The sequence below is a fragment of the Pseudomonas sp. S3_A09 genome (assembly GCF_054668065.1).
The window spans coordinates 3,395,955-3,412,690 of record NZ_CP162752.1 but is presented as its reverse complement, the minus strand read 5'-3'; the positions used below and the strand labels follow the sequence as shown (position 1 = coordinate 3,412,690).

At 60.9% G+C, this 16,736-nt stretch carries 18 protein-coding genes and 1 tRNA gene; 13 read left to right on the top strand and 6 right to left on the bottom strand.

Going from position 1 to position 16,736, the window contains the following annotated elements:
• The first annotated feature begins 1 nt into the window (after position 1).
• Genes AB4N92_RS15895 through AB4N92_RS15855 form a run of 9 tightly spaced genes read left to right on the top strand, consistent with a single transcriptional unit; the run spans position 2 to position 7,710 of the window.
• Positions 2-931 (top strand): MerR family transcriptional regulator, encoded by a 930-nt coding sequence (locus AB4N92_RS15895; RefSeq protein WP_044286616.1) that lies wholly within the window; start codon positions 2-4, stop codon positions 929-931.
• Complete coding sequence (gene phrB / locus AB4N92_RS15890) at positions 932-2,377, top strand: deoxyribodipyrimidine photo-lyase (protein WP_021491930.1); 1,446 nt, start codon at positions 932-934, stop codon at positions 2,375-2,377. It begins immediately after the preceding gene.
• On the top strand, positions 2,370-2,792 hold the full coding sequence (locus tag AB4N92_RS15885) for a nuclear transport factor 2 family protein (protein WP_010213297.1): 423 nt from the start codon (positions 2,370-2,372) through the stop codon (positions 2,790-2,792). Before phrB ends, AB4N92_RS15885 begins: the two co-directional genes overlap by 8 nt.
• On the top strand, positions 2,789-3,571 hold the full coding sequence (locus AB4N92_RS15880) for an SDR family NAD(P)-dependent oxidoreductase (RefSeq protein ID WP_010213299.1): 783 nt from the start codon (positions 2,789-2,791) through the stop codon (positions 3,569-3,571). The genes AB4N92_RS15885 and AB4N92_RS15880 overlap by 4 nt, the downstream gene beginning before the upstream one ends.
• Positions 3,568-4,815 carry an NAD(P)/FAD-dependent oxidoreductase gene (locus AB4N92_RS15875; RefSeq protein WP_042571047.1) on the top strand — a complete coding sequence of 416 codons (1,248 nt, stop codon included), beginning with the start codon at positions 3,568-3,570 and terminating at the stop codon, positions 4,813-4,815. Before AB4N92_RS15880 ends, AB4N92_RS15875 begins: the two co-directional genes overlap by 4 nt.
• Positions 4,812-5,621, top strand: a complete 810-nt coding sequence (locus AB4N92_RS15870; protein WP_010213302.1) for a DUF1365 domain-containing protein — start codon at positions 4,812-4,814, stop codon at positions 5,619-5,621. The genes AB4N92_RS15875 and AB4N92_RS15870 overlap by 4 nt, the downstream gene beginning before the upstream one ends.
• The gene (locus AB4N92_RS15865) at positions 5,608-6,879 is read left to right on the top strand and encodes an SAM-dependent methyltransferase (protein ID WP_010213303.1); all 1,272 of its coding nucleotides are present in this window, start codon (positions 5,608-5,610) and stop codon (positions 6,877-6,879) included. The genes AB4N92_RS15870 and AB4N92_RS15865 overlap by 14 nt, the downstream gene beginning before the upstream one ends.
• Positions 6,872-7,351: a DUF2878 domain-containing protein gene (locus tag AB4N92_RS15860; protein ID WP_042571046.1), complete on the top strand. Its 480-nt coding sequence runs from the start codon at positions 6,872-6,874 to the stop codon at positions 7,349-7,351. Before AB4N92_RS15865 ends, AB4N92_RS15860 begins: the two co-directional genes overlap by 8 nt.
• A gap of 53 nt (positions 7,352-7,404) precedes the next feature.
• On the top strand, positions 7,405-7,710 hold the full coding sequence (locus tag AB4N92_RS15855; RefSeq protein WP_016977069.1) for a YkgJ family cysteine cluster protein: 306 nt from the start codon (positions 7,405-7,407) through the stop codon (positions 7,708-7,710).
• A 136-nt stretch (positions 7,711-7,846) separates the two neighbouring features.
• Here the strand turns inward: AB4N92_RS15855 and AB4N92_RS15850 are convergent, their stop codons facing one another.
• From AB4N92_RS15850 to hemA, 6 genes are all read right to left on the bottom strand, one after another.
• Positions 7,847-8,365, bottom strand: coding sequence for an acyloxyacyl hydrolase (locus AB4N92_RS15850; protein WP_010213306.1), 519 nt, complete (start codon positions 8,363-8,365; stop codon positions 7,847-7,849).
• Positions 8,366-8,477: 112 nt separating this feature from the next.
• Positions 8,478-9,272, bottom strand: coding sequence for a glutamate racemase (gene murI, locus AB4N92_RS15845; RefSeq protein ID WP_010213307.1), 795 nt, complete (start codon positions 9,270-9,272; stop codon positions 8,478-8,480).
• Positions 9,265-10,020, bottom strand: coding sequence for a molybdopterin-synthase adenylyltransferase MoeB (locus tag AB4N92_RS15840; protein ID WP_010213308.1), 756 nt, complete (start codon positions 10,018-10,020; stop codon positions 9,265-9,267). The genes murI and AB4N92_RS15840 overlap by 8 nt, the downstream gene beginning before the upstream one ends.
• On the bottom strand, positions 10,014-10,844 hold the full coding sequence (gene prmC / locus AB4N92_RS15835) for a peptide chain release factor N(5)-glutamine methyltransferase (protein WP_010213309.1): 831 nt from the start codon (positions 10,842-10,844) through the stop codon (positions 10,014-10,016). The genes AB4N92_RS15840 and prmC overlap by 7 nt, the downstream gene beginning before the upstream one ends.
• Positions 10,845-11,927, bottom strand: coding sequence for a peptide chain release factor 1 (gene prfA, locus AB4N92_RS15830; RefSeq protein ID WP_010213310.1), 1,083 nt, complete (start codon positions 11,925-11,927; stop codon positions 10,845-10,847).
• Positions 11,924-13,213, bottom strand: coding sequence for a glutamyl-tRNA reductase (gene hemA / locus AB4N92_RS15825; protein WP_010213311.1), 1,290 nt, complete (start codon positions 13,211-13,213; stop codon positions 11,924-11,926). Before hemA ends, prfA begins: the two co-directional genes overlap by 4 nt.
• A gap of 183 nt (positions 13,214-13,396) precedes the next feature.
• Here hemA and AB4N92_RS15820 point away from each other — a divergent pair, with 183 nt between their 5' ends.
• From AB4N92_RS15820 to AB4N92_RS15805, 4 genes are all read left to right on the top strand, one after another.
• Positions 13,397-15,121, top strand: coding sequence for a tetratricopeptide repeat protein (locus AB4N92_RS15820; protein ID WP_010213313.1), 1,725 nt, complete (start codon positions 13,397-13,399; stop codon positions 15,119-15,121).
• Positions 15,122-15,125: 4 nt separating this feature from the next.
• Entirely contained in the window at positions 15,126-15,743 is a 618-nt protein-coding gene (lolB, locus tag AB4N92_RS15815) for a lipoprotein insertase outer membrane protein LolB (protein ID WP_236267278.1), read from the top strand.
• Between the two features lie 49 nt (positions 15,744-15,792).
• Complete coding sequence (gene ispE, locus AB4N92_RS15810) at positions 15,793-16,596, top strand: 4-(cytidine 5'-diphospho)-2-C-methyl-D-erythritol kinase (protein WP_197999077.1); 804 nt, start codon at positions 15,793-15,795, stop codon at positions 16,594-16,596.
• A 36-nt stretch (positions 16,597-16,632) separates the two neighbouring features.
• A tRNA-Gln gene (locus AB4N92_RS15805) sits at positions 16,633-16,707 on the top strand.
• The last annotated feature ends 29 nt before the right edge of the window (positions 16,708-16,736 follow it).

Below are 16,736 nucleotides of genomic sequence, written 5' to 3'. Positions count from 1 at the left end.
CATGAGAGCTGCCCTGCTAGACGAACCCGGCGAAGACTTCGCCCAAGCCCTCGAAGATGGCTGGCTGCCGATCCGCGAAGTGGCGCGCCAGACCGGCGTCAACGCCGTGACCCTGCGCGCCTGGGAACGCCGTTACGGCCTCATCGTGCCCCAGCGCACACCCAAGGGGCATCGGCTGTTCAGCGCCGAGCATGTACAACGTATCCACACCATCCTCACCTGGCTCAATCGCGGCGTACCGGTCAGCCAGGTCAAAGGCCTGATCGACTCCGCCCAGGCCATTCCCGATGCCGTCGAAAACGAATGGCACAGCCTGCGCCAGAACCTGGTGCAAGCCATCAGCGAATTGACCGAGCGCCGGGTGGATGACGCCTTCAACCAGGCCATGGCGCTCTACCCGCCCCGCACCCTGTGCGAGCAACTGCTGCTGCCGTTGCTGCAGGAGCTGGAACAACGCTGGCAAGGCCAGTTCGGCGCGCAGATGGAACGGGTGTTTTTCCTGTCCTGGCTGCGCAGCAAGTTTGGCGCGCGCATCTACCACAATAATCGTCAGCTGCATGGTGCGCCGCTGCTGTTGGTCAACCAATCCGACCTGCCCCTGGAGCCGCACCTGTGGCTCAGCGCCTGGCTCGCCAGCAGCGCCGACTGCCCGGTGGAAGTGTTCGACTGGCCGCTGCCCGCCGGTGAGCTGGCCCTGGCGGTGGAACACCTGCAACCGCGTGCGGTGCTGCTCTATTCGAGCAAGTCGCTCCATCTGTCGGCGTTCGCAAAACTTCTGAGTGGCGTCAGTTGCCCAAAGTTGATTGTCGGACCAACGGTATGCATCCACCAGGCCGAGTTGTCCGTATTAACCCATGACCTCCCCGAATTGTTCGTCGCCGAAGATCCGTTGTCGGCTCACCAACTGCTGATCCAGCGTGGACTTGTTTAAATGCATTTGATCTGGCTGCGCACCGACCTGCGCCTGCACGACAACACTGCTCTGGCCGCCGCGAGCCAGCGGGGCCCGATTGCGGCCGTGTACCTGATCACGCCGCAGCAATGGCAGTCCCACGATGATGCGCCGTGCAAAGTGGACTTCTGGCTGCGCAACCTGCAAGACCTGAGCAAAACGCTGGGCGCGCTGAATATTCCCCTGCTGATCCGCACCGCAGCCACTTGGGACCAAGCGCCCGACGTACTGAGCAAGCTGTGCCGCGAGCTGTCGGCGGAGTCGGTGCACGTCAACGAAGAATATGGCATTCACGAAAGTCGTCGTGATGCTGCCGTGTACAAGGCTTTGGAAGCCGATGGCGTGACCTTCCACCGTTACCTCGATCAACTGTTCTTCCAACCCGGCAGTGTGCTGACCAAGACCGGTACATATTTCCAGGTGTTCAGCCAGTTCCGTAAAGTCTGCTACACCCGCCTGCACAGCGCCCTGCCGCGCATGGTTGCAGCGCCAAAGCCCCAGGCGCCGCTCAAGCTGAAAAGCGATCCCGTCCCGAACACAGTCGAAGGTTTCGCCCCACCCAGCGACAGCCTGCGCGCCCTCTGGCCAGCCGGTGAAGACGAAGCCCGGCGGCGCCTCGATGCCTTCGCCGATCAGCAAATCAGCTACTACAAAGACGAACGCGACTTCCCCGCGAAACCCGGTACCAGCCAGTTGTCTGCCTACCTTGCAGCGGGCGTCGTTTCGCCGCGACAGTGCCTGCATGCCGCGCTGCAAACCAACGGCGGCGAGTTCGAAAGTGGCGACCTGGGCGCCATCACCTGGATCAATGAATTGCTGTGGCGCGAGTTCTACAAACACATCCTGGTCGGTTACCCACGGGTGTCGCGCCACCGCGCGTTCCGCCCGGAAACCGAAGCCGTGGCCTGGCGCAACGCGCCCAAGGACCTCGCCGCCTGGCAGGAAGCGCGCACCGGCTTGCCGATCATCGATGCGGCCATGCGCCAACTGCTGGAAACCGGCTGGATGCATAACCGCCTGCGCATGGTGGTGGCGATGTTCCTGACCAAGAACCTGCTGATTGACTGGCGCGAAGGCGAGCGTTTTTTCATGCGCCACCTGATCGACGGCGACCTGGCGGCGAACAACGGCGGCTGGCAGTGGAGTTCATCCACCGGCACCGACTCCGCGCCATACTTTCGGATTTTCAGCCCGTTGAGCCAATCGGAGAAATTCGACGCTGAAGGCGTGTTCATCAAGCACTGGCTGCCGGAACTGGCCGCGCTGAATAAAAAGGACGTGCACAACCCCGAAGCCGCCGGCGGCCTGTTCGGCGTGGCTGACTACCCGCGCTCGATCGTCGACCTGAAAAAATCCCGTGAACGTGCGCTGGCCGCTTTCCGCAACCTGCCCTCGCGCCAAGCCGCAGGGGGCGACTATGAGTGACTTCCTGCGCCGCTTCGCCCAGGCCTTCACCGCGCTGGACAAGCACAACTTGCACCTGCTCGACAGCCTGTACAGCCAGGACATTGCTTTCGCCGACCCGCTGCACGAAGTCCATGGCTTGCCAGCCCTGCACCGCTACTTCGCCGATCTGTACAGCAACGTCAGCCAGCTGCGCTTTGACTTCCACAGTTTCGACCAGGTCGCCGAAGGCGAAGGTTACTTGCGCTGGAAAATGAGTTTTTGCCACCCTCGCCTGGCCAACGGCAAAGTGATCCGGGTGGAAGGTTGCTCGCACTTGATGTGGCGCGACAAGGTGTACCGCCACCGGGACTATTTCGATGCCGGCGCCATGCTGTACGAACACTTGCCCGTGCTGGGCAGCGTCATCAGCTGGCTTAAAAGGAGAATGGGATGAGCCTGACACCGCCCCGCCGTTATTGGCTGACTGGCGCCAGCAGTGGTATCGGTGCCGCACTGGCCGTGGAGTTGCTCAACAGCGGCGCCCATGTGGCGCTCAGTTCCCGCACCAAAGGGCCTTTGGAAGCGCTCGCGCAACGCTACCCCGGCCAAGTGCTGGTGGTGGCGGGCGACCTGACCAACAGCCAGACCGTGCGCGAGATCGGCGAGCATATCGGCGTGGTCTGGGGTTCGCTGGACACGGTGATCCTCAATGCCGGCACCTGCGAGTACGTGGACGCACGTCAGTTCGACTCATCGATCATCGAGCACGTGGTTCGTACCAACCTGCTGGCGAGCAGTTATTGCATCGAAGCCGCCCTGCCGCTGTTGCGCGCCGGGCAGACGCCACACTTGGTGGGTGTCGCCAGCGCCGTGACCTACTTGCCAATGCCGCGCGCCGAAGCCTATGGCGCCTCCAAGGCTGGCTTGCGCTACCTGTTCGAGTCCCTGCGCATCAGCCTGTCGCCGGAAAATATCGACGTGACCGTGATCAGTCCGGGCTTTGTCGATACGCCACTGACCGAACGCAATGACTTCCCCATGCCGCTCAGTTGGTCGGCGGACAAAGCCGCGCGGCACATCTTCGCCAAGCTGGAAAAACGCCCGCTGGAAATTGCCTTTCCCGCCCTGTTTATCGCCACCCTGTGGCCGCTGTCGAAACTGCCAAACCGCGCACAACTGATCATCGGTAAACGCATGTTGCGCAGCCCGCCGCCGAAGAAGGACGACCTATGAAGATCGCCATCATCGGCAGCGGCATCGCGGGGCTGACCAGTGCCTACCTGCTCAGCCGTCGTCATGAAATCACGCTGTTCGAAGCGGGCAACCGCATCGGCGGGCATACCCACACGGTCAACGTCACCGTCGACGATAAAAGCTACGCGATAGACACCGGTTTTATCGTGTTCAACGACTGGACCTACCCGAACTTCATCCGCCTGTTAGGGCAGATCGGGGTGAAGTTCAAACCCACTGAAATGAGCTTTTCGGTGTGCGACGAAAACACCCGGTTCGAGTACAACGGCAACAACATCAACAGCCTGTTTGCCCAGCGCAGCAACATCCTGTCGCCCGGGTTCTGGGGCATGTTGCGCGACATCCTGCGTTTCAATCGCGAGGCACCGCTGGACCTGCAAGAGCAACGCATCAGCGCCGACATGACGCTGGGGGATTACCTCGAAGCGAAAGGCTATGGCCCGCGGTTCATCCTGCATTACATCGTGCCGATGGGTGCCGCGATCTGGTCGATGTCGCTGGTGGACATGCTGAAATTTCCGCTGCAGTTCTTTGTGCGCTTTTTCAAGAATCACGGGCTGCTCTCGGTGAACAACCGGCCACAGTGGTGTGTGATCGAGGGTGGCTCAAGCAGCTATATCGAACCCCTGACCCGCAACTTTCGCGAACATATCCGCCTCGATTGCCCGGTGCATCTGGTGGAGCGCAATGAAGAGGGCGTGGTGGTCCACAGTGCCGCCGGCACCGAAGCCTTCGACAAGGTGGTGTTTGCCTGCCACAGCGACCAAGCGCTGGCGTTGCTCGGCGACCCCAGCGAGTCCGAGCTGCAAATATTGGGCGCACTGCCCTATGCCGACAATGATGTCGTGCTGCACACCGACACGCGCCTGTTACCCGACCGCCAATTGGCCTGGGCCAGCTGGAACTACCGGCTCACCCCCAACCGTCAGACGCAGGCGGCGGTCACCTATGACATGAACATCCTGCAAGGCATCGACAGCGACACCACGTTTTGCGTCAGCCTCAACCAGACGCCGATGATCAACCCGCTGAAGATTCTTGCCCGCTACACCTACGCCCACCCGCAATACAGTCTGGCGGCAGTGGCGGCCCAGGGACGCCGGGAAGAAATATCCGGCGTGCGCAACACCTTCTACTGCGGTGCCTACTGGGCCAACGGTTTCCACGAAGACGGCGTGGTCAGCGCCCTGCACGTGGCCCAGGCGTTTGGAGAAGCCCTGTGAACAGCGCCCTGTACAGCGGCTGGATTGCCCATCGCCGGTTTGCGCCCAAGGCCCACGCCTTTCGGTATCGCATCGGCCTGCTGTACCTGGACCTGAGCGAGGAACACGAAGTGCTCGGGCTTACGCCCCTGGCCGGGCGCAGCCGCCTGGCGCCTTTCGGTTTTCGCCAGCAGGACTACCTGCGTGAATTGACGCGCACCGGCATGAGCTTGAGCGATGCCGTGCGCCAGGAAGTCGGCAAGGCACTGGGGCGTACACCCCAGGGCGTTATCTGCCTACTGACCCAGGCCCGCAGTTGGGGCCTGGCTTTTAATCCCGTGAGTTTCTTCTACTGCTTCGAGGCCGACGGACGTCTGGCCGCGATCCTGTGTGAAGTGACCAACACCCCGTGGCGCGAGCGTTATCACTACGTGCTGCCGGCCCAGGCACTGAACGCGAATGAGCACCAGCACTTCGCCGTCGCCAAGGCCTTCCATGTGTCACCATTCTTGCCGCGCGACCTGGAATACCGCATGAGCTTCAGCCCGCCCGCCGCCAAACTCGGCGTGCACATGGCCGATTGGCAGGGCGAATTGAAAGTCTTCGACGCCACCTTGAGCCTGCAGAAAGAGACGCTGAACCGCACCAGCCTGCACCGCTACTTGTGGCGCTTTCCCTGGATGACCGCCAAGACCTGCCTCGCGATCTATTGGCAGGCCCTGCGCCTGTTGCTCAAACGCACACCGATTTTTTCCCACCGGGCCGCCGATGGCGCCTCTCGCACCGCAGTCGGGTACACCAAGGATCGCCGCCATGAAATCCCCTAGCTTATCGGTCAAAACCCATCGCCTGAACGTCAACGGCATGACCGCCGCGCTGCTGCGCAAGGCCGTGCTGCGGCAACTCAGCCAGTTGCGCCATGGTCAGTTGGTGGTGATCGAGGACGGCGAGCGCCAGGTATTCGGTGCACGGGAAGCGCATCTGTTGGGGGAGATCCAGATCCTGGATTCGGCCGTGTGGGGCCTGGTGGCGGCCAACGGTTCCATCGGTGCCGGTGAAGCCTTTATCCACGGTTACTGGAGCAGCCCGGACCTCACGGCGGTGGTGCGCGTGATGGTCAGTAACCTCGACGTACTCGATGCAATGGAAGGTGGCCTGGCACGCCTGACACGTCCGTTCACCCAGGGCCTGCACTGGCTCAACCGCAATACGCGCAAGGGCTCGCAGAAAAACATTGCCGCCCACTATGACCTGGGCAATGACCTGTTCGAAGAGTTCCTCGACCCGACCATGATGTACTCGGCGGCGCAATTCCTGACCGCCGACGACACCCTGGAACAGGCGCAACTGAATAAATTGGAGCGCATCTGCCAGAAGCTCGCCCTCAAGCCCAGCGACCACCTGCTGGAAATCGGCACCGGCTGGGGCAGCATGGCGCTGTATGCGGCGCAGCAGTATGGCTGCAAGGTCACCACCACGACCTTGTCCAAAGAGCAGTTTGCCTACACTGAAAAACGCATCGTCGCCCTGGGGCTGCAGGATCAAGTCACGCTGCTGTTACAGGATTACCGCGACCTTACGGGCCAGTACGACAAGCTCGTGTCGATCGAGATGATCGAGGCGGTGGGTCATCGCTTCCTGCCGACCTACTTCAAACAGTGCGCGCACCTGCTCAAGAGCGACGGCCTGATGTTGCTGCAAGCCATCACCATTCGCGACCAACGCTACGAACAGGCCAAAACCAACGTCGACTTTATCCAGCGCTATATCTTCCCGGGCGGCGCCCTGCCCTGCGTGCAAAAAATGCTGCAGATCGTCAGCCGCGACACCGATATGAACCTGCTGCACATGGAAGATTTCGGCCTGCACTACGCGCGCACCTTGCGCCTGTGGCATGAGAATTTTCGCCGCGCGCACGGCCGCCTGGCAGAATTGGGCTACGACGAATACTTCCTGCGGTTGTGGGAGTTTTACCTGTGCTACTGCGAAGGTGGCTTTATGGAGCGCACCATCGGCACCGCGCAATTGCTGTTGGCCAAACCATCCGCGATCAACCCGCCGCTGCTCGGTCGTTTCAGTGCTTAAGACACTGGCCAATGCCGTGCTGTTTCAGTGCGGCTGGTTTGCTTGTGTGCTTGGCGGTGACAGCGTGTGGCTACTGGTCGGGCTGGCCGTACTTGCCATTCATCTGCTGTGGATAAGTTCGTGGGCCGCCGACGGCAAGCTGATCCTGAGCGTAACGGTCGTAGGCACGTTATTGGATACCACGTTGCGTGCGCTGGGCGTGTTCCAGTTCACGGAACCGGGGCCGCTGATTCCCTTCTGGTTGATCCTGTTGTGGGCGTTGCTCGCGACGACATTGCGCCATTGCCTGGCCTGGAGCGCCCGTCCCTGGTGGCGTGCGGCAATATTGGGCGCAGTGGGCGGCCCGCTTTCCTACTTTGCAGGCAGCCAATTGGCGGGGGTGAAATTTGGCTTCGCCCTCGCGCCGACGATGGTTGTCCTGGCGCTGCTGTGGGCGGTGGTGTTTGTAGGGTTGCACCGATTGGCACGCTGACGCCTGTCAGTCGTTTCACACCTGTATCACCCGCTTGCCTTACACTGCCCCCTATGACGAACATCCCCCACACCCAAATCACCGAACCCGCGGTCACCTGCTCGACCTGCGCGGCTTGCTGCTGTCAGTTGGAGGTCATGCTGATCACCGACACCGGCGTGCCGGAGCGCTATATCGACACCGATGACTGGGGCGGCGAAGTGATGCTGCGCCTGGACGACGGCTGGTGCGCGGCGCTGGATCGGGACACGATGATGTGTACGATCTACGAGCGACGGCCGCTGATCTGCCGGGAATTCGAGATGGGAGCGCCGGAGTGCCTGACCGAACGCGAAGGGATTGCGACGGCGTATCGCTGATCATGAAATGAGCGGGGATCTGAATGTGGGAGCGGGCTTGCTCGCGAAAGCGGTGTATCAGTCAGACATTTACCAACTGACACACCGCTTTCGCGAGCAAGCCCGCTCCCACAGGGGATCTTCAACGGCCTGAAGGTTACAGCGGCATGGTGTAATGCAGCGCGTAACTCTCTACACCATCGTTATTGCTGCTGATGCCAGCGTTGGAATAATGCGTGGCACGAATGCCCACTTCATGCCCACCCGCGAAGCGCAGGCCGAAACCCAGACGGTCTTCGAACTGGAAAGCCTGGCCGATGTTGTTGTCTTCCACTTTGGTGCGCGAGAACACCGCAACACCAATCCCGGCTTCGATATAAGGCTTGACCTTTTCCCCGGCAAACTCGTACACGAACACCGGCGAGAACGACAGGCTGCTGACGCTGGCGCGCTTGTCTCCGTCCCAATAGGTGTAGGCGCCGCTCCAGTAACCGGTCAATCGACCGGTATCGCTCTGCCACCAGCTTTTATCCCAGTCCGATGTCAGCCCCAGCCGATAGGTCATGGTCGAATCGCTGGTGCCCCCCACACCCAACTCCAGGCCAGCGGCCTGCGCTGAAACAGAGTGCCCCACTACTGCGGCCGCAATCGCAGCCAAACAGAACAAGCGCTTCATAAGAAACATCCTTTCCGAACGAAGTTATATGGTTTTGTACAGGCTATCTCGCTATAGAAGCTGGCGTGTAGTCAGAAGTTCCAGTGGATAACACCGGAATTTCACGAAATTTTCACGCACCAAAGCTTCGCACAACGCCCGGATATTTCCATAGTGTCGGTAGGATATTTCTTAGCTGATACACATCGCCACTGGTCCAGAACTGTGCAGGTTCAGGCTTGCCGTCGGCCAACAGGTCGCGCTCGCCCAGCAAACGCTTGAGCTGGCGGGCCACGGCAGCGCCGGTGTCGATGAGGATGATGCTGGGAGGCAACATCTGCGCCAGGAGTGGCTTGAGGAAGGGGTAGTGGGTGCAGCCAAGGATGATGGTGTCACAGCCGGCGCTGAGCAGCGGCTCGATGTATCCCTGCAACATCTTGCGCAGGGCGGGGCTGTTCAGGTCGCCGGTTTCAATCAGTTCCACCAGCCCTGGGCAGGGTTGGGTAATGACCCGCACATCCGTCGCGAAACGGTCGAGTAATGCCGCGAATTTGGCGCTTTGCAGGGTACCGGTGGTGGCAAGCACGCCGACCACGCCACTACGGGTCGCTGCGGCGGCCGGTTTGACGGCCGGCTCCATGCCCACCAGTGGCCAGTCGGGATAATCCTGGCGCAAGTCAGCAACCGCCGCGACCGTCGCGGTATTGCAAGCGATCACAAAGGCCTTGGCGCCCTTTTCGCGGAAAAACTCGGCAACCAACCGCGATCGCTCGCGAATGAACGCGGGCGTTTTCTCTCCATAGGGGATATGCCCGCAGTCGGCCACGTACAGCAACGACTCATGGGGCAACAATTGCTGGATTTCGTCCAATACCGACAAACCGCCGACACCGGAGTCGAACACACCAATAGGCGCGCCCTTAACCATGCTGAGTCCCGCAGACGCTACAACCGGGGTCACGCTTGACGCGCAATTCGCGAAAGCGCGTGGTCAAGGCATCGATGAGCAACAGGCGGCCCACCAACGGCTCACCGAACCCGGCCAGCAGTTTCAAGGCTTCCAGCGCTTGCAAGCTGCCGACCAGCCCCACCAGCGGGCCGACCACGCCGGCTTCGCTGCAAGTGAGTTCGGTATCGCTGCCGTGCCCGTATAAACAGTGGTAGCACGGGCTTTCGGCGCGACGCGGGTCGAATACCGACAGCTGCCCTTCAAGGCGAATGGCTGCACCGCTGATCAAGGGTTTAGCCGCCGCGACGCAAGCCGCGTTGACCGCTTCGCGGGTGGAGAAGTTATCGCTGCAATCGAGCACCACGTCCACCGCTTCGACCGCGGCTGCCAGTGAATCAACATCCAGGGCGGTGCGGTGGGCGATCAGCTTGATCTCGGGGTTGATAGCCGTCAGGCGGCGCAAGGCCGAATCGACCTTGGTCTGCCCGACGCTGTCGGTGTCATGGATGATCTGGCGTTGCAGGTTGGTCAGGTCGACGGTGTCGAAGTCCGCCAGGTGCAACTCGCCCACACCGGCTGCCGCCAGGTAAAGCGCAACGGGTGCGCCCAGGCCACCGAGGCCGATGATCAGCGCCCGGCTGTTTTTCAGGCGCAATTGGCCGTCAATGTCGACATGCTGCAACAGAATCTGTCGGCTATAGCGCAACAGCTCCTGATCGGTCAGCACGGACGGCGTCCCAGGGTAATGCGCTCGTGACCGCCGAGATCGATACGGCTGTGTACGTCTTCGAAACCTTCACTCAACAGCAGGTCGCGCACGGCGGGGGCCTGGTCGTAACCATGCTCCAGCAGCAATCGCCCACCGGCATTCAGGTGAGCGGGAGCGTGTTTGATGATCAGGCGCAGGTCGTCCAAACCATCATGGCCGGCCACCAGTGCACTGGCCGGTTCAAAGCGCACATCGCCCGCCACAAGGTGCGGATCATTGGCGGCGATGTAAGGCGGGTTGCTGATGATCAGGTCATAGGTATGACCTTGCAACGCGCTGAACCAATGGCTGTTCAGCACCGTGGCGTTAGTGAGGTGCAGCCGCTGGCGATTGCGCTCGGCCAAGGCCACGGCTTCCAGCACGCGGTCGACGGCGGTGACCTGCCAGGCCGGGCGTTCGCTGGCCAGGGCCAAAGCGATGGCGCCGCTGCCGGTGCCCAGGTCGAGGACCTTGGCGGGTGTGGCCGCTAACAACTCCAGGGCGGCTTCCACCAGCAATTCAGTGTCCGGGCGCGGGATCAGCGTGTGGGGCGCGACCTCCAGGTCCAACTTCCAGAAGCCTTGCTGGCCAAGGATATAGGCCACCGGCTCACCGCCACGACGGCGTTGCAGGAAACCGGCAAAGGTCAGCGCGTCTTCGCTGGTGACGATTTTTTCCGGCCAGGTGTGCAGGTAACTGCGCGACTTGCCCAACGCCGCCGCCAGCAACAATTCGGCATCCAGACGCGCAGTGGGCGAGTCCGGCAGGTCGGCGGCGCGCAGCAGGCTGGCGATGATGGTCATTTATTCACCTATCGCCGCGAGTTGATCTGCCTGGTATTCGGCGAGCAACGGCTCGATCACCGCGTCGACACCACCGGCAAGAATCTCGTCCAGGGAGTAAAGCGTGAGGTTGACCCGATGGTCGGTGACCCGGCCCTGGGCAAAGTTGTAGGTACGGATTCGTTCGGAGCGATCGCCCGAACCCACCAAGAGCTTACGTTCGCTGGCAATCGCGTTGGCGGCGGCGCTGGTCTGCTGGTCGTTGAGCTTGGCCGACAGCCACGACATCGCCCGCGCGCGGTTCTTGTGCTGGGAACGTTCTTCCTGGCACTCCACCACGATGCCCGAGGGCAAGTGGGTGATGCGGATGGCGGAGTCGGTCTTGTTGACGTGCTGACCACCCGCGCCCGACGAGCGGTAGGTATCGATGCGCAAGTCCGCCGGATTGATCTCGATGGCTTCCTGTTCGTCCGGCTCGGGCAGCACGGCGACAGTGCACGCGGAAGTGTGGATACGACCTTGGGACTCGGTCGCCGGCACGCGTTGTACGCGGTGCGCGCCAGACTCGAACTTGAGCTTGCCGTAAACGTTATCGCCTTCAACCCGCGCGATGACTTCTTTATAGCCGCCGTGTTCGCCCTCGTTCTCGGACAGGATTTCCACCCGCCAGCCGCGACGCTCGGCGTAACGCGAATACATGCGGAACAGGTCGCCGGAGAAGATCGCCGCCTCGTCGCCGCCAGTGCCGGCACGGATTTCGAGGAAGACGTTACGCCCGTCGTTCGGGTCCTTGGGCAGCAGCATGCGTTGCAGATCGCCTTCCAGCGCGGCGAGTTTTTCCTTGGCTTCGCGAACTTCTTCCACGGCCATCTCGCGCATGTCCGGGTCGCTGTCCTTAAGCAGTGCCTGGGCGCCTTCAAGGTCGGCCTGCACTTTGAGCAGGTTCTTGTAGGTAGCCACCACCGGCTCAACGTCGGCGTACTCCTTGGAATAGGCACGGAACTTGGTTTGATCGGAGATGACTTCGCCATCGCCGAGCAAAGCGGTCAGTTCTTCGAAACGGTCCTGGAGCACGTCCAGTTTATTGAGCAGTGACGCTTTCATTGCGATTTTTTATCCGAAGAGCTATCTGACGCGCCCTCACCGAGGGCAAAGAGTTCCTGGGCCATGGCCAGCGCATCGAGGCGGCCTTCGGCAGTAAGCTTTTTCAATTGTACGCTGGGTGCGTGGAGCAGCTTGTTGGTGAGACCGCGAGCCAGTTGCATCAGCACTTCTTCGGCGCTGCTGCCGTTGGCCAACAAACGCTGAGCCTTGATCAGCTCCTCGTCGCGCAAGCGCTCGCCCTGCTGACGATACGCCTTGAGCACATCCACCGCCGCCAATTCACGCAGGCGCACCATGAAATCTTCGGCGCCCGTGCTGACCATCTCTTCAGCGGCCTGGGCGGCGCCCTGGCGGCTCTTGAGGTTTTCGGCGACCACTTCGTGCAAATCGTCGACGCTATAGAGGTAAACGTCGTCCAACTCGCCGACTTCGGGTTCGATATCGCGGGGAACGGCGATATCCACCATAAAGATCGGCTTGTGCTTGCGCAGCTTCAACGCGCTCTCGACCGCGCCCTTGCCAAGAATCGGCAACTGGCTGGCGGTGGAGCTGATGACGATATCGCTGCGCACCAGTTCGGCCGGGATATCCGATAGCAACACAGCATGGGCGCCGAACTGCTCGGCGAGGATGCTTGCGCGCTCCAGGGTACGGTTGGCGACCACGATGCGCTTCACGCCCAGGTCATGCAGGTGACGGGCGACCAGGGTGATGGTCTCGCCGGCGCCGATCAGCAGCGCCTGGCTGCGTTGCAAGTCACTGAAAATCTGTTTGGCCAGGCTGACGGCAGCAAACGCCACGGACACCGGGTTTTCACCGATGGCTGTATCGGTGCGTACTTGCTTGGCGGAGTTGAACGTGGCCTGGAACAACCGGCCCAGCAGCGGGCCGACGGTGCCTGCCTCACGCGCCACGGCGTAGGCGGACTTCATCTGGCCGAGGATCTGCGGTTCGCCCAGCACCAGCGAATCGAGACCGGCTGCCACACGCATCATGTGACGAACTGCCGCATCTTCTTCGTGCACATAAGCACACGCACGCAGGTCATCGAGGCTCAAATGGTGAAAATCGGCCAGCCAGCGCAGTACGACATCCGCTGAAAGATGTTCCTGCTCTATATAGAGCTCGCTGCGATTGCAGGTCGAAAGGATCGCAGCTTCGCGACTGTCGGTGAGCCGGCAGAGCTGCTGCAGGGCCTCAACCAACTGCTCCGGCGTAAACGCCACGCGCTCGCGCACGTCTACGGAGGCAGTCTTGTGGTTAATACCGAGTGCGAGGAAGGCCATTCAATATCGCTGATGATGTCGGGAAGCCGACAATTGTCCTACTTCGATAGATTCAGAACAACCACCGTCGTCTATTGTCCCTATATGTTGTGCCTATGAAAGGCGTCCGCTGAGTCTCGGTTATGTTTGGCCGAAGGCTTGTGTCATGATGATCCGACCGCAGGTTAGTCGTCCTCTTCCTATATGAATAGATCTTCCGCGTTGCTCCTTGCTTTTGTCTTCCTCAGCGGCTGCCAGGCCATGGCACCCGTGTCGCCGGACGGTACGCCGCCGGTGGAAGACAGCACCCCCGCCCCTGAAAAGCCTAAGGTTTATTCCTCGTTCAGTGAAGAAACGGTGTTCAGCCTGCTGAGCGCGGAGCTGGCCGGCCAGCGCAATCGTTTCGATATTGCGCTGGATAACTACGTGACCCAGGCCATCAACACCCAGGATCCGGGGATTTCCGAGCGCGCGTTCCGCATCGCCGAGTACTTGGGTGCCGACCAGGCTGCGCTGGATACGTCGTTGATCTGGGCGAAAAACGCACCGGACGATCTGGAAGCCCAACGGGCGGCAGCCGTTCAACTGGCACGCGCCGGGCGCTATGACGACTCCATGATCTATATGGAGAAGGTGCTGCAGGGCAAGGGCGATACCCATTTCGACTTCCTCGCGCTGTCGGCGGCCGACACTGACCAGGACACGCGCGATGGCCTGATGAAGAGCTTCGACCGCCTGCTGCAAAAACACCCGAAGAACAGCCAGCTGATTTTCGGCAAGGCCTTGCTGCTGCAACAGGATGACGAAGCCGACGCGGCGCTGAAACTTCTGGAGCAGAATCCGCCGGAAGAAGGCGAAATCGCCCCGATCCTGTTGCGCGCGCGCCTGCTGCAGAACCTCAATCGCGGCAAGGAAGCGATTCCGCTGCTGGAAAAAAGCATCAAGAAGTATCCCGAAGACAAGCGCCTGCGCCTGACCTATGCGCGCATGCTGGTAGAGCAGGACCGCATGGAGGACGCCAAAGTGCAGTTCGCCAGCCTGGTCCAGCAATACCCGGACGATGACGAACTGCGCTACTCCCTGGCACTGGTGTGCCTGGAAGCCAAGGCCTGGGACGAGGCCAAGGGTTACCTTGAAGAGCTGATCCAGCGCGAAAGCCATGTGGACTCGGCGCACCTGAACCTCGGCCGTATCGCCGAGGAGCGCAACGACCCGCAGGCTGCCCTGCTCGAATACGCCCAAGTCGGCCCCGGCAATGACTACCTCCCGGCCCAGTTGCGCCAGGCCGACATCCTGATGAGCAACGGCCGCACCGACGAGGCGGAAAAGCGCCTGGCGGCTGCGCGCGATGCCGAGCCGGACTATGCGATCCAGCTGTACCTGATCCAGGCCGAGACCTTGTCGGCCAACAATCAGAGCGAGCGCGCCTGGAAACTGCTGCAACAAGCCTTGTTGCAATTCCCCGACGATTTGAACCTGCTGTATACCCGCGCCATGCAGGCGGAAAAACGCAATGACCTGGCACAGATGGAAAAAGACCTGCGCCTGATCATCAAACGCGACCCGGACAATGCCATGGCCCTCAACGCGCTGGGCTACACGCTGTCCGATCGCACCACGCGTTACGCCGAAGCCAAGGTGTTGATCGAACAGGCTCACAAGCTCAACCCGGAAGACCCGGCCGTGCTCGACAGCCTGGGCTGGGTGAATTACCGCCTGGGCAACCTGGACGAAGCCGAACGCCTGCTGCGCCAGGCGCTGGAGCGCTTCCCCGATCAGGAAGTCGCCGCTCACCTGGGCGAAGTGCTGTGGGCCAATGGCAAACAACGCGAAGCCCGCCAGATCTGGGAAAAATTCCTCAAGGAACAACCCGAAAGCCCCATCCTGCGCGGCACCATCAAACGCCTGACCGGATCCGAGACCCTTTAAGCTTATGTTCTTGCGCCACATTATTGTTTTCAGCTTTATCGCCCTGCTCGCCGGTTGCGCGGGTTTCGGCGCCCGTGAATCCGTTGAAGGCCAGGGCAACCCGGCGCAGTGGAAACAGCACAAGGACCAGCTCAGCAGCATCGATGGCTGGCAGATCGAAGGCAAAGTGGGGGTTCGCGCGCCGAAGGACTCCGGCAGCGGCACCTTGTTCTGGCTGCAACGCCAGGATTACTACGATATTCGCCTGTCCGGCCCGCTGGGACGTGGCGCGGCGCGCCTGACGGGTCGACCGGGGCAAGTCAGCCTCGAAGTGGCCAACCAGGGGCGTTATGAAGCGACCTCGCCGGAAGCGCTGCTGGAAGAACAGATTGGCTGGAAGCTGCCGGTGTCTCACCTGGTCTGGTGGGTACGCGGTCTGCCCGCGCCTGACAGCAAGAGTCGCCTGAGCCTCAATAGCGACAGCCGCCTGGCAACGCTGGAACAAGATGGCTGGCAGGTGGAGTATTTGAGCTATGTGGAACAAAGCGGCTATTGGCTGCCCGAGCGCATCAAGCTGCACGGCACCGACCTTGACGTCACGCTGGTGATCAAGGACTGGCAACCGCGCAAGCTGGGGCAATAACGTGACCGGACAAACATTGACCCTGCCCTCCCCGGCCAAGCTCAATCTGATGCTGCACATTCTCGGTCGCCGTGAAGACGGCTATCACGAGTTGCAAACACTGTTTCAATTTCTCGACTACGGCGATGAACTGACCTTCGCCGTGCGCGACGATGGCGTGATCAAGCTGCATACCGAATTCGAAGGCGTCCCTCACGACAGCAACTTGATCGTGAAGGCGGCGAAAAAACTTCAGGAGCAATCCGGTTGCCGGCTCGGCATCGATATCTGGATCGATAAAATTTTGCCCATGGGCGGTGGAATCGGTGGCGGCAGCTCGAATGCCGCCACCACATTGCTGGGTCTGAATCATTTATGGCAACTGGGCTGGGACGATGATCGCCTGGCAGCGCTGGGCCTGACGCTGGGCGCCGACGTCCCGGTTTTCGTGCGTGGGCACGCGGCTTTCGCCGAGGGCGTAGGGGAAAAACTCACCCCCGAATACCCCGAAGAGCCGTGGTATGTCGTGCTTGTTCCGCAAGTATCTGTAAGTACAGCAGAAATTTTTTCAGATCCACTGTTGACACGTAACTCTCCTCCCATTAAAGTGCGCCCCGTTCCCAAGGGAAACAGTCGAAATGACTGCTTACCGGTTGTAGCAAGGCGTTATCCAGAAGTACGTAACGCTTTGAATTTGTTAGGTAAATTTACCGAAGCAAAATTAACCGGAACTGGAAGTTGTGTGTTTGGGGGCTTCCCAAGCAAAGCTGAAGCTGATAAAGTCTCGGCCCTTCTTACAGAGACCCTTACAGGGTTTGTAGCAAAGGGAAGCAACGTTTCGATGTTGCATCGCAAGCTGCAAAGTCTGCTCTAAAGGAACCGAGTGTTAGGCACTCGTTGCAACAGATACAGGGGCGTCGCCAAGCGGTAAGGCAGCAGGTTTTGATCCTGCCATGCGTTGGTTCGAATCCAGCCGCCCCTGCCATTTCTATACTCATCCAGGTTACCCTCAGC